This window comes from Streptomyces sp. NPDC046821, from assembly GCF_040645335.1.
Classification (GTDB): domain Bacteria; phylum Actinomycetota; class Actinomycetes; order Streptomycetales; family Streptomycetaceae; genus Streptomyces.
This window is the reverse complement of record NZ_JBEYYB010000005.1, coordinates 232,248-244,737: the sequence shown is the minus strand read 5'-3', so window position 1 is coordinate 244,737 and position 12,490 is coordinate 232,248. Positions and strand designations below refer to the sequence as shown.

Here is a 12,490-nt window from a genome sequence, read left to right as displayed (position 1 = left end):
GCATGCAGAAAAACTAGCCCGCCAGGTTCACAACCCGCGCCGACGTCGCACCGATCTCCAACGCCAGCTCAGAAAGCACCGCAGCCGGAACCGTGTCATCCACCGTCAGAACGGCCAGCGCCTCGCCACCAAGGTCCGCACGGGCGACCTGCATACCGGCGATGTTGATCCCCGCCTCACCCAGCACACGCCCCACCGTGCCGACGACACCGGGACGGTCGTCGTACCGCAGAACGACCATGTGCTCCGCCAGCGCGAGATCCACGTCGTACTGGCCGACGGCGACGATCTTCTGGAGGTGCTTGGGGCCGGCCAGCGTGCCGGAGACCGAGACCTCCTGGCCGTCGCCGAGGGTGCCGCGCACGGTGACCATGTTCCGGTGGTCGGGCGACTCGCTCGACGTGGTGAGGCGGACCTCGACCCCACGCTCCTGGGCGAACAGCGGAGCGTTCACGTACGAGACGGTCTCGTCGACGACGTCCTCGAAGACACCCTTGAGCGCGGAGAGTTCGAGCACCTTCACGTCGTGCTGGGTGATCTCGCCGTAGACCTCGACGTCGAGACGGACGGCCACCTCACCGGCGAGCGCGGTGAAGATGCGGCCGAGACGCTCGGCGAGCGGCAGACCCGGCTTGACGTCCTCGGCGATGACGCCGCCCTGGACGTTCACCGCGTCGGGCACGAGCTCACCGGCGAGGGCGAGCCGCACGGAGCGGGCGACGGCGATACCGGCCTTCTCCTGGGCCTCGTCCGTGGAGGCACCGAGGTGCGGCGTGGCGACAACCTGGTCGAACTCGAAGAGCGGGGAGTCCGTGCAGGGCTCCTTCGCGTACACGTCGAGGCCGGCACCGGCGACGCGGCCCTCCTTGAGCGCCGAGTACAGCGCGGCCTCGTCGATGATCCCGCCGCGCGCGGCGTTGACGATGCGGACGGTCGGCTTGACCTTGCGCAGCGCCTCGTCGCCGATCAGGCCGACGGTCTCGGGGGTCTTGGGGAGGTGCACGGTGATGAAGTCGGAGACCTCGAGCAGCTCGTCGAGCGTGAGGACCTTGACGCCCATCTGCGCGGCGCGCGCCGGCTGCACGTAGGGGTCGTACGCGACGACCTTCATGCCGAACGCGGACATGCGCTGCGCGACGAGCGCGCCGATGCGGCCGAGGCCGACGACGCCGAGGGTCTTCTCCGCCAGCTCGACGCCCGTGTACTTGGAGCGCTTCCACTCGCCGGCCTTGAGGGCCTGGCTGCCCTGCGGGATGTTGCGCGCGGTGGCGATGAGCAGACCACAGGCGAGCTCGGCGGCCGTCACGATGTTGGAGGTCGGAGCGTTCACGACCATGACGCCGGCCTTGGTGGCGGCGGAGACGTCGACGTTGTCGAGGCCGACACCGGCGCGGGCGACGACCTTGAGCCTCGTCGAGGCGGCGATGGCCTCGGCGTCGACCTTGGTGGCGGAGCGGATCAGGATCGCGTCGACGTCGGCGATGGCCGGGAGCAGCTCGGCCCGGTCGGCGCCGTTGCAACGGCGGATCTCGAAGTCGGGGCCCAGCGCGTCGACGGTCGCGGGGGAGAGCTCCTCCGCGATCAGTACGACGGGTTTGCCGGTTGCAGGAGAAGTGCTCACGTGAGTCCTCACAGGTCCCATAGCTGGCGGCCGTCCCGATGGCCGCAGGCGGTGGAGAGGGTTGAGGGAGTGCCCAGACACTCCCTGAGCCGCGTGGAAGACGCACGACGCTGTGGGCCCGACGCGAATGTGTGTTTCAGTCTAGTCGCGCTTCAGAGGTGGTCTTGCGCCTCGGTGGAAGGATCACCCGTCCGTGGCTGGACGGTGTGGACAAGCCTTTGACGCGCGGCTGCGACGACGGCCGCGCGGGGCGGCCGCGTAAAGCAACCGCGGGGCCGGAGCGTGTGCCCCGGCCCCGCGGTCCGAGGGCTTACGCCTCTTCGTTCACCCAGCTCATGAGCTTGCGCAGCTCCTTGCCGGTGGTCTCCAGGAGGTGCTTCTCGTCCTGGGTCTTGTACTCGTTGTACTTCTTCAGGCCGCCGTGGTACTCGGCCATCCACTCGCGGGCGAAGGTGCCGTCCTGGATCTCGGCGAGGACCTTCTTCATCTCGGCCTTGGTGGCGTCCGTGATGATGCGCGGGCCGGTGACGTAGTCGCCCCACTCGGCGGTCTCGGAGATCGACCAGCGCATCTTCTCCAGGCCGCCCTCGTACATGAGGTCGACGATGAGCTTCAGCTCGTGGAGGCACTCGAAGTACGCGATCTCCGGCTGGTAGCCGGCCTCGGTCAGCGTCTCGAAACCGGCCTTCACCAGCGCGGCGGTGCCACCACAGAGGACGGCCTGCTCACCGAACAGGTCGGTCTCGGTCTCCTCGGTGAAGGTCGTCTTGATGACGCCGGCGCGGGTGCCACCGATGCCCTTGGCGTACGACAGGGCCAGCGCGAAGGCGTTGCCCGTGGCGTCCTGCTCGACGGCCGCGATGCACGGAACGCCGCGGCCCTCCTCGTACTGGCGGCGCACCAGGTGACCCGGGCCCTTGGGGGCGACCATGCAGACGTCGACGTTGGCCGGCGGCTTGATGAAGTCGAAGCGGATGTTCAGGCCGTGACCGAAGAACAGGGCGTCGCCGTCCTTCAGGTTGTCCTTGATGGACTCCTCGTAGACCTGGGCCTGGATCGGGTCCGGGACGAGGATCATGATGACGTCGGCCTCGGCCGCGGCCTCGGACGGCGTCACGACGCGCAGACCCTGCTCCTCGGCCTTGGCCTTGGACTTGGAGCCCTCGTGCAGACCGACGCGGACGTCGACACCCGAGTCACGGAGCGACAGCGCGTGGGCGTGGCCCTGGCTGCCGTAACCGATGACCGCGACCTTGCGGCCCTGGATGATGGACAGGTCGGCGTCGGCGTCGTAGAACAGCTCGGCCACTGGGGTTCTCCTTGGTGTGCTGGTGTTGCTTCCCACCGTACGGCGGGACTCGGGTTTGAAGTGTTGGGGTCTCGGTATACGAGAGGGCGCGCGAGGGCGCCTCGAGGCTCAGGCGCTGCGGTCGAGCGCCCGCAGGCTCCGGTCGGTGATCGAGCGCGAGCCGCGGCCGATCGCGATGGTGCCGGACTGGACGAGCTCCTTGATGCCGAAGGGCTCCAGCATCTTCAGCATCGCCTCCAGCTTGTCGCTGGAGCCGGTGGCCTCGATGGTGACGGCCTCCGGGGAGACGTCGACGGTCTTGGCGCGGAACAGCTGGACGATCTCGACGATCTGCGAGCGCGTCTCGTTGTCGGCGCGGACCTTGGCGAGGACGAGCTCGCGCTGGACGGCGTGGCCCTGCTCCAGCTCGACGATCTTCAGGACGTTGACCAGCTTGTTCAGCTGCTTCGTGACCTGCTCGAGCGGGAGGTCCTCGACGTTCACCACGATCGTGATGCGGGAGATGTCGGGGTGCTCGGTGACACCGACCGCGAGCGAGTCGATGTTGAACCCGCGGCGGGAGAACAGTGCGGTGATCCGGGCGAGGACACCGGGCTTGTTCTCGACCAGGACGGAGAGCGTGTGCTTGGACATGGCTCTTGAGTCTCTCTTTCGCTCTCGGTCTCAGTCGTCTTCGTTGTCGCCGAAGTCGGGGCGGACCCCGCGGGCGGCCAGGACCTCGTCGTTCGAGGTGCCGGCGGCGACCATCGGCCACACCATGGCGTCCTCGTGGACGATGAAGTCGATCACGACGGGACGGTCGTTGATGGAGTTGGCCTCGGCGATGACCTTGTCCAGGTCCTCCGGGCGCTCACAGCGGATGGCGTGGCAGCCCATGGCCTCGGACAGCTTCACGAAGTCCGGGACACGCGTGCCCTTGTTGGCCTGGATGTCGTCCGGGCCGCTGTGCAGGACGGTGTTGGAGTAGCGCTGGTTGTAGAACAGCGTCTGCCACTGGCGGACCATGCCGAGGGCGCCGTTGTTGATGATGGCGACCTTGATCGGGATGTTGTTGAGCGCGCAGGTGGTCAGTTCCTGGTTGGTCATCTGGAAGCAGCCGTCGCCGTCGATCGCCCAGACGGTGCGGTCCGGCTGACCGGCCTTGGCGCCCATCGCGGCCGGCACGGAGTAGCCCATCGTTCCGGCGCCGCCGGAGTTCAGCCAGGTGGCGGGCTGCTCGTACTGGATGAAGTGCGCGGCCCACATCTGGTGCTGGCCGACGCCCGCGGCGAAGATCGTGCCCTCGGGGGCCAGCTGGCCGATGCGCTCGATGACGTTCTGCGGGGAGAGCGAGCCGTCCTCGGGCTGGTCGTAGCCGAGCGGGTACGTGTCGCGCCAGCGGCTGAGGTCCTTCCACCACGCGGTGTAGTCGCCCTTGTTGCCCTCGCTGTGCTCCTTCTGCACAGCCTGGACCAGGTCGGCGATGACCTCGCGGGCGTCACCCACGATCGGCACGTCGGCGGCGCGGTTCTTGCCGATCTCGGCCGGGTCGATGTCGGCGTGGACGATCTTCGCGAACGGTGCGAAGCTGTCCAGCTTGCCGGTGACGCGGTCGTCGAAGCGGGCACCGAGGGCGACGATCAGGTCGGCCTTCTGCAGCGCGGTGACGGCGGTGACCGCACCGTGCATACCCGGCATTCCCACGTGCAGCGGGTGGCTGTCGGGGAACGCGCCGAGCGCCATCAGGGTGGTGGTGACGGGCGCGCCGGTGAGCTCGGCGAGGACCTTCAGCTCGGCCGTGGCGTGCGCCTTGAGCACACCGCCGCCGACGTAGAGGACCGGGCGCTTCGCCTCGGTGATCATCTTCGCGGCTTCGCGGATCTGCTTGGCGTGCGGCTTGGTCACCGGGCGGTAGCCGGGCAGGTCCTGCTGCTGCGGCCAGGAGAAGGTCGTCTGCTGCTGCAGGATGTCCTTCGGGATGTCCACGAGGACCGGGCCGGGCCGGCCGGTCGAGGCGATGTGGAACGCCTCGGCGATCGCCTTCGGGATGTCCTCGGCCTTGGTGACGAGGAAGCTGTGCTTGGTGATCGGCATGGTGATGCCGACGATGTCCGCCTCCTGGAAGGCGTCCGTGCCGATCGCGTTGGACACGACCTGGCCGGTGATCGCGACGAGCGGCACCGAGTCCATGTACGCGTCGGCGATCGGCGTCACCAGGTTCGTCGCACCCGGACCCGAAGTGGCCATGCACACGCCGACCTTGCCGGTGGCCTGGGCGTAACCCGTGGCCGCGTGACCCGCACCCTGCTCGTGGCGCACGAGGACGTGACGGACCTTCTTGGAGTCCATCATCGGGTCGTACGCGGGAAGGATCGTGCCGCCGGGAATGCCGAATACGGTGTCGACCCCGACCTCCTCGAGCGAACGGATGAGGGACTTCGCACCCGTGACGTGCTCGATCGGGGTGGACTGCTGTCCTCCGGAACGGGGCCGCGGCTGCGGGTGGTTGGCCCCGGTGGCCTGCTCGGTCATCGGCATTCTCTTCTCGATGCTGAGGGTTTTTGCGAGGTTTGGGCGGTGTGCGTCAGCGGCCGGAAGGCGCCTGTGCAACAAAAAACCCCTCGTGCCGCGAGGCAAGCGAGGGGAGCGCGTCGGGTGCGGTCACTGGGGTCCGGTGTCTTGACCGGTGGCCCCAGCTTCAGCCGACGCGCTTTCCAAGTACGAGAATTCGGGTGCGCATGGCTCTGACCCTCCCTCCGGGGCACTGTGCGTGTCAAGTAGGTGGGACGGCCGTCTCATCATGTGAACGGAGCAATGTCCCCCGTCCGGCCCCCGACGGGATGCCCGCGAACACCGGCTCGGCCGGTCCGGTGGGCATCGGATAGCCCCCGGAGGCCAGCGCCCGGCGCAGCCGGTACTCGTCGAGCGGCCCGGAGAACGCCATGCCCTGCCCGTGCGTGCAGCCCATGGCGCGCAGCGCGACGACCTGCTCCGGGAGATCTACCCCGTCGGCCACGGACTTCAGCCCGAGGTCACCGGCGATACGCAGCAGCCCGCTGGTGATCTTGTGCAGACGGGCGGACTCCACGACTCCCTCCACCAGGCTCCGGTCGAGCTTCAGTACGTCGACCGGGAGCCGGCGCAGCGCGGTGATGGCCGCGTAGCCGCTGCCGAAGCCGTCCAGGGCGATGCGGATACCGAGCCGGCGCAGGGCGTTGAGGCGGCGCTCCAGCTCGTCGAGGGAGACCCGGGGGTCGCTGTCGGCCAGCTCGATCATGAGCGCGCCCGAGGGCAGTCCGTGCCGGGTGAGGAGTGCCTCGATGGAACCGAGGGGCAGCGACCGGTCCAGAAGTCGGCCTGCGTTCATCCGGACGGCCACCGGTACGGGGTGGCCTCTGCGGCCGCGCTCGGCGGCCTGCTCGACCGCCTCCTCCAGCATCCACCGGCCGAGCTCGGCGGTGCGCTCGCCCTCTTCGGCGGTGCGCAGGAACTCGGCGGGGGTGAAGAGGATGCCCTGGGTCGAGCGCCAGCGGGCCTGCGCGGCAACCGATGTGATCCGGCCGTTGCCCAGGGAGACCACCGGCTGGTGCAGGAGGGCGAACTCTCCGTCGTGCAGGGCGGAGCGCAGTCGCGTGACGAGCTCTGCCTTGCGGACGACGTCGGCCTGCATCTGGGGAGCGTACAGCTCGACGCGGCCCTTGCCTGCGGCCTTCGCGCGGTACATCGCGAGGTCCGCGTTCCGCAGCAACTCGCCTGCGGAGATGTCGGGTTCGGCGAAGGCGACGCCGATGGAGGCGGCGACCCTGACGTCGTTCCCGTCGATGGCGTACGGCTTGGAGAGGGTGATTCTGAGGCGGTCGGCGAGCTCGTGGATGTGCTGTTCGCGGGCCGTGTGGTCGCGGCCGCCGTCGCCGACGATGAGGGCCGCGAACTCGTCGCCTCCGAGGCGGGCGGCGGTGTCTCCGGAGCGTACGGATTCGGCCAGCCGGCGGGCTGCCTGGACGAGGAGCTCGTCGCCGGCCTGGTGCCCGATGGTGTCGTTGACCTGCTTGAAGCCGTCGAGGTCGATGAAGAGGACGGCCGTGCCCCGGTCGGTGGCGCGGCGCCCGCCGAGGGCGCGGCCGACGCGCTGGGTGAACAGGGCGCGGTTCGGCAGGTCGGTGAGCGGGTCGTGCTCGGCGTTGTGCTGCAACTGCGCCTGGAGGCGCACCCGTTCGGTGACGTCACGGCTGTTGAAGATGAGGCCGCCGTGGTGGCGGTTGACCGTCGACTCCACGTTCAGCCAGCCGCCGGCGCCGGAGCTGAAGCGGCACTCGATGCGGGTCGTGGGCTCCTCGACCTGGCTCGCGGCGAGGAAGCGGCGCACTTCGTGGACCACGCGCCCGAGGTCCTCGGGGTGGATGATCGAGGCCAGCTCGGCCCCTACGAGTTCCTCGGCGTCGCGCCCGTAGACCCCGGCGGCGGCCGGGCTGACGTATCTGAGGATGCCGTTCGGAGCGGCGATCATGATGACGTCGCTGGAGCCCTGCACCAGGGAGCGGAAGTGGCTCTCCTTGTGGGCCAGCTCCTGGGTGAGCGTGATGTTGTCGAGGAGCATGATGCCCTGGCGCACGATGAGGGCGAGGACGACCATGCAGGCCGTGAAGAGGACGACCCGGTCCACACTGTGGCCGTTCAGCACGTTGTAGAGAATCCCCAACGTGCAGACGGCGGCGGCGAGATAGGGCGTCAGGGCCGCGATCGAGCCGGTGATGGGGCGGGTGACCTGATAGCGCCCGCCGCGCCTCGGATACGCGAGCTCGTCGTCGTACTCCCCCTGCCGCGGCCCCACCCAGGGCGCGTACGCGAGGAGGAGCGAGCCGGCGAACCAGCCGGCGTCGAGGATCTCGCCCGAGCGGTAACTCGCGTGCAGGAGTGGGGAGGTGAAGAGGGCGTCGCAGAGCACGGTCAGGGCGAGTGCGCCGATCGCCGTGTTCACCGCCGTGCGGTTGCCCGGGGCGCGCCGGAAGTGCAGGGCGAGCACCATGCTGACGAGCGCGATGTCGAGCAGGGGGTAGGCGAGGGAGAGCGCGGTGCGGGCGACGCTCGGGCCGTCGAACCGCGCGGCGTGCGCGAGGGCGAGGCTCCAGGAGAGCGTGATCAGCGAGCCCGCGATGAGCCAGGAGTCGAGCGCGAGGCAGACCCAGCCGGCCTTGGTCACGGGGCGCTTGGCGAGGACGAGCAGGCCCACGATGGCGGGCGGGGCGAAGCAGAGGAAGAAGAAGTCGGCGATGCTCGGCGTCGGCACGGGGCGCTGCAGGACGACCTCGTACCAGCCCCACACGCCGTTGCCCAGGGAGGCCATGGCGGAGGAGATCGCGAACAGGATCCAGGCGGGCCGAAACCGGCTGCGTCCGCTGCGCGCGTACGCGAAGTTCGACACGGCGGCGACGGCCGCGGCGGAGCTGAGGCCGAAGTCGCCCATGAACAGGGCCAGTCGGACGGATCCCCAGCCGAGCGCGGACCCGGTGGCGTACCCCGCGCACAGGAGCGCGAGCACGACCTGCGAGGCGAGGCTGGACCCTCCGCCCTGGAACAGTCGGCGGCCGGTGATCAGGGCCCCGGGGGCGCTCACGGGGTCACTCCGGTCCGCCCCGCTCCCGCGGTCCGGTGTCCGCCTCCGGCGTTCGGGGGCTTGCGCTCGTAGCGGACCTGGGGGGCCGGTGCGCGCGCGGGACGCCGCCGGCGTCCCCGCCGCGTCGGATCGTTCGCCCATAGGCCGTGCATCGCCCGTCGCCCCCCTCGCAGTCCCGGTAGTCGGTCCCCGGCGCCGAACTCGCCACGGCGCTGCCCCAGTCGGGACGATACACCAGAGTCGTCACTCAGGGACATAGTCTCTCTACTCTCCGTAACGACCAGCGGCGATGCCCGTACGGGGCGCATCCGGGCGGGCGCGGAGCGTTCCGGGGGGCGCGGTGCGCACACGGGGGCGCGTGCCGGGCGACCGGCCGCCGGGCCCGCCGGAAGCCCGTCGTCGACCCGTCGTCAGTCCGTCGTGAGGACGACGTTCTCCAGCGGCTCGCCCGCCGCGAAGCGGGTGAGCTGGGCCGCGAGCAGGCGTTTGGCGCGCGGCCAGAACGCGGAAGTGGAACCTCCGACGTGCGGGCTGACGAGTACACCGGGAGCGTGCCACAACGGGTGCCCCTGGGGCAGCGGTTCGGGATCAGTGACGTCGAGAGCGGCGGTGATCCGGCCGCTCTCCAGCTCGGCCAGGAGCGCCTTGGTGTCGACGACGGGGCCGCGCGCGACGTTCACGAGCAGGGCACCGTCCTTGAGCCGCGCCAGGAACTCGGCGTCCACGAGGCCGCGCGTGGCCTCGTTCAGGGGCGTGGAAAGGATCACGACGTCCGCGTCGGGGAGCAGCGCCGGCAGTTCGTCGAACGGGTGCACGGGGCCGCGTGCGGTGGTGCGGGCGGAGCGTGCGACGCGCACGACCCGCGCGCACTCGAAGGGGGCGAGCCGGTCCTCGATGGCTGAGCCGATGGCTCCGTAGCCGACGATCAGGACGTTCTTGTCGGCGAGCGCCGGATAGAAACCGGAACGCCACTCCTCGCTGTCCTGCCCCCGGACGAACCCGGGAACGCCCCGCAGGGAGGCCAGGACCAGGGTGAGCGCCAGCTCGGCGGTGCTCGCCTCGTGCACCCCGCGCGCGTTACACAGCCGCACGCCGGACCGGAGCGACGGCACCCCTCCCTGGACGTGGTCGACGCCTGCGGTGAGCGTCTGCACGACGCTCAGGGACGTCATCTCCGCGAAGGGGCGCACGCTGACGGCCGCGCCCTTCATGTAGGGGACGGCGTAGAACGCGCAGGCCGCCGGGTCTGCGGGAAAGTCGGGGCCGCCGTCCCAGAAGCGGTAGTTGAGCCCCTCGGGCAGCCCGGAGATCTCGTCCTCGCGGAACGGAAGCCATACGTCGGCGGTTACCTCAGCACTCATGCCCTGGAGGCTAATGGGCGGGAGGCTGCGCGCGGCGGACCGGGTACCAGAGGTTAGTTTGGGGGCCTCTCGAACACACAGGGGGAGGCTGCTTCCAGGTGGAGCGCAGGACGATCGGGGCGGCAGCGCTCGAGGTGGGCGCGATCGGACTCGGATGTATGCCGATGAGCTGGGCCTACACCGGCTCGCGGCAACGGGGGGAAGAATCCGTGCGCACCGTGCACGCCGCGCTGGACCGGGGGTCGACCCTGCTGGACACGGCGGACATGTACGGGCCGTTCACGAACGAACTGCTCCTGGGACGGGTCCTCAAGGAGCGCCGCGACGACGCCTTCGTCTCGACCAAGTGCGGGCTGCTCGTCGGGGAACAGCACGTCGTCGCCAACGGGCGCCCCGGGTACGTGAAGCGGGCCTGCGACGCGTCCCTGCGACGCCTCCAGACGGACACCATCGACCTCTACCAGCTGCACCGCGCCGACCCCGAGGTGCCCGTCGAGGAGACGTGGGGCGCCATGGCGGAGCTGGTGACCGCGGGGAAGGTGCGGTCGCTCGGGCTGTGCGCGGTGGGGGCGCGGGCGACCCGGCGGGGCCGCACGGGGCTCCATGCGGGAACGATCCGGCAGCTGGAGCGGGTGCAGCAGGTGTTCCCGGTGAGCGCGGTCGAGGCCGAGCTGTCCGTGTGGTCGCCGGAGGCGCTGGAGACGCTGCTGCCGTGGTGCGAGGCGCGGGGCGTGGGGTTCCTCGCCGCTATGCCGCTGGGCAACGGGTTCCTCACGGGGACGCTGACGCCTGGGCAGGGTTTCGAACCGGACGATCTGCGGGCCCGGCATCCCCGGTTCACCGCGGAGATGATGGCGGCCAACCAGCCGATCGTGGCCGGCCTGCGCCGGGTCGCCGCGCGGCACGGGGAAGAGGTGACTCCGGCGCAGGTGGCACTGGCGTGGGTGCTGGGGCGCGGGCGGCACGTGGTCCCGGTGCCGGGGGCCAAGCGGGAGCGCTGGGCGGTGGAGAACGCGGGGGCGGCGGAGCTGCGGCTCACGGATCGGGATCTGGCGGAGATTGCGTCGCTGCCGCGGGGGCGGGGGTCTTGGGACTAGGGGCGCTCTGCGTTGCGGGGGGGGCGAACGGCGGCCCGGGCTGGGGGCGGCTCCTCGTCGCCGAGGGCGGACAGGGCTCTGGGGGGGCGGCTCGGCTCGCGGGGCCGTGCGCGGCGTTCTGGAGCGCGGTGTTCCGGAGCGCGGTGTTCCGGGGTGCGGCGTTCCGGGGTGCGGGCGAGGGTTGGTCCGAATGCGTCGGGGTCGATGGGGAACCTGCGGGGTGGCTGCGGTGTATGAACGATAGAACCGCAGCGACGAGGGGATCCGATCATGCAACGTCCAGGTGTGCAGCCCGTGTTGGCCGTGCTGGCCTGTGCCTCGCTCCTCTTCACGGCGGGGTGTTCCTCGGGTGGCGGCGGGCCGTCGGACGGCGGGCCCAGCGCCACTGCTCACGCGCAGAGTGACGCCCCGCCGGCCAAGGGCTCGGTGAAGGTGCTGCGCACGGTCGCGACGGGGCTGAACTCGCCGTGGGGGCTGGCCCCGCTTCCCGGTGGCGCCGGGCTGCTGGTGTCCTCGCGGGACCAGGCGACGGTCACCCTGGTCGACACGGGCACGGGAAAGAAGACGGACGTCGGCACGGTGCCGGGGGTGGTCCCGGCGGGCGAGGGCGGACTCCTCGGCCTGGCCCTCTCGCCCTCGTACGCCTCGGACCACCTGCTCTACGCGTACTTCACGGCGAAGTCGGACAACCGCATCGTGCGGATGCGGTACGACGCGAAGAAACCGCCGGGTGAGCAGCTGGGCCCGCCCCAGGCGGTGTTCACCGGCATCCCCAAAGGCATGTTCCACAACGGGGGCCGGATCGCGTTCGGCCCGGACAAGATGCTTTACGCGAGCACGGGCGAGACCGAGAGAAAGCAGCTCGCGCAGGACAAGAATTCCCCGGCCGGCAAGATCCTCCGGATGGCCCCGGACGGCAAGCCGGCCCCGGGAAACCCCTTCGGCGACTCCGTCGTCTACACGTACGGTCACCGCAATGTGGAGGGCCTCGCCTGGGACAAGGACAAGCGGCTGTGGGCCTCGGAGTTCGGCCAGGACACGTGGGACGAGCTCAACCTGATCGTGGCGGGCGACAACTACGGGTGGCCCCTCGCGGAGGGCACGAGCGGCAAGCGCGGCTTCCACGACCCCGTGGAGGAGTGGCGCACGTCCGTGGCGTCCCCGAGCGGCATCGCCTACGCGGAGGGCTCGATCTGGATGGCGGCCCTACGGGGCCAGCGGCTGTGGCGGATCCCTTTGAACGGCAAGCAGGCCGCGGTCAAGCCCCAGGACTTCCTCATCGACAGAGCGACGGAACAGGGAACGTACGGGCGCCTGCGGACGGTGGTCTCGGCGGGCGGGAACAAGCTGTGGCTGACGACGAGCAACACGGATTCCCGGGGGACGCCGAGGAAGGGGGACGACCGGATTCTGGAGCTGGAGGTGTCGTGACCGGGCGCCGTGTCTTGACCGGGCCGTGTCTTGGCCGGGCCGTGTCGTGACCGGGCCGCGTCTTGACCGGGCCGCGTC

8 protein-coding genes are annotated in these 12,490 nt (G+C 70.4%); 2 read left to right on the top strand and 6 right to left on the bottom strand.

Annotation, left to right across the window (positions count from 1 at the left end; genetic code table 11):
• Window positions 1-13 precede the first annotated feature (13 nt).
• From serA to ABZ893_RS11985, 6 genes are all read right to left on the bottom strand, one after another.
• On the bottom strand, window positions 14-1,642 hold the full coding sequence (gene serA, locus ABZ893_RS12010; RefSeq protein ID WP_361400800.1) for a phosphoglycerate dehydrogenase: 1,629 nt from the start codon (window positions 1,640-1,642) through the stop codon (window positions 14-16).
• A gap of 289 nt (window positions 1,643-1,931) precedes the next feature.
• Window positions 1,932-2,930 carry a ketol-acid reductoisomerase gene (gene ilvC, locus ABZ893_RS12005; protein ID WP_361400797.1) on the bottom strand — a complete coding sequence of 333 codons (999 nt, stop codon included), beginning with the start codon at window positions 2,928-2,930 and terminating at the stop codon, window positions 1,932-1,934.
• 108 nt (window positions 2,931-3,038) lie between these two features.
• A complete protein-coding gene (gene ilvN, locus ABZ893_RS12000; RefSeq protein WP_161304781.1) occupies window positions 3,039-3,563 on the bottom strand; it encodes an acetolactate synthase small subunit in 525 nt (174 codons plus the stop codon).
• A gap of 30 nt (window positions 3,564-3,593) precedes the next feature.
• Window positions 3,594-5,441 (bottom strand): acetolactate synthase large subunit, encoded by a 1,848-nt coding sequence (locus tag ABZ893_RS11995; protein WP_361400793.1) that lies wholly within the window; start codon window positions 5,439-5,441, stop codon window positions 3,594-3,596.
• A gap of 241 nt (window positions 5,442-5,682) precedes the next feature.
• Window positions 5,683-8,664 (bottom strand): EAL domain-containing protein, encoded by a 2,982-nt coding sequence (locus tag ABZ893_RS11990; protein WP_361400790.1) that lies wholly within the window; start codon window positions 8,662-8,664, stop codon window positions 5,683-5,685.
• Window positions 8,665-8,933: 269 nt separating this feature from the next.
• A complete protein-coding gene (locus ABZ893_RS11985) occupies window positions 8,934-9,884 on the bottom strand; it encodes a 2-hydroxyacid dehydrogenase (protein WP_361400787.1) in 951 nt (316 codons plus the stop codon).
• A gap of 98 nt (window positions 9,885-9,982) precedes the next feature.
• Between ABZ893_RS11985 and ABZ893_RS11980 the strand changes: the two genes are divergently transcribed.
• Both ABZ893_RS11980 and ABZ893_RS11975 read left to right on the top strand, forming a co-directional pair.
• Complete coding sequence (locus tag ABZ893_RS11980; protein ID WP_361400784.1) at window positions 9,983-10,981, top strand: aldo/keto reductase; 999 nt, start codon at window positions 9,983-9,985, stop codon at window positions 10,979-10,981.
• Window positions 10,982-11,251: 270 nt separating this feature from the next.
• Window positions 11,252-12,412 carry a PQQ-dependent sugar dehydrogenase gene (locus ABZ893_RS11975; protein WP_361400781.1) on the top strand — a complete coding sequence of 387 codons (1,161 nt, stop codon included), beginning with the start codon at window positions 11,252-11,254 and terminating at the stop codon, window positions 12,410-12,412.
• Window positions 12,413-12,490: the final 78 nt, after the last annotated feature.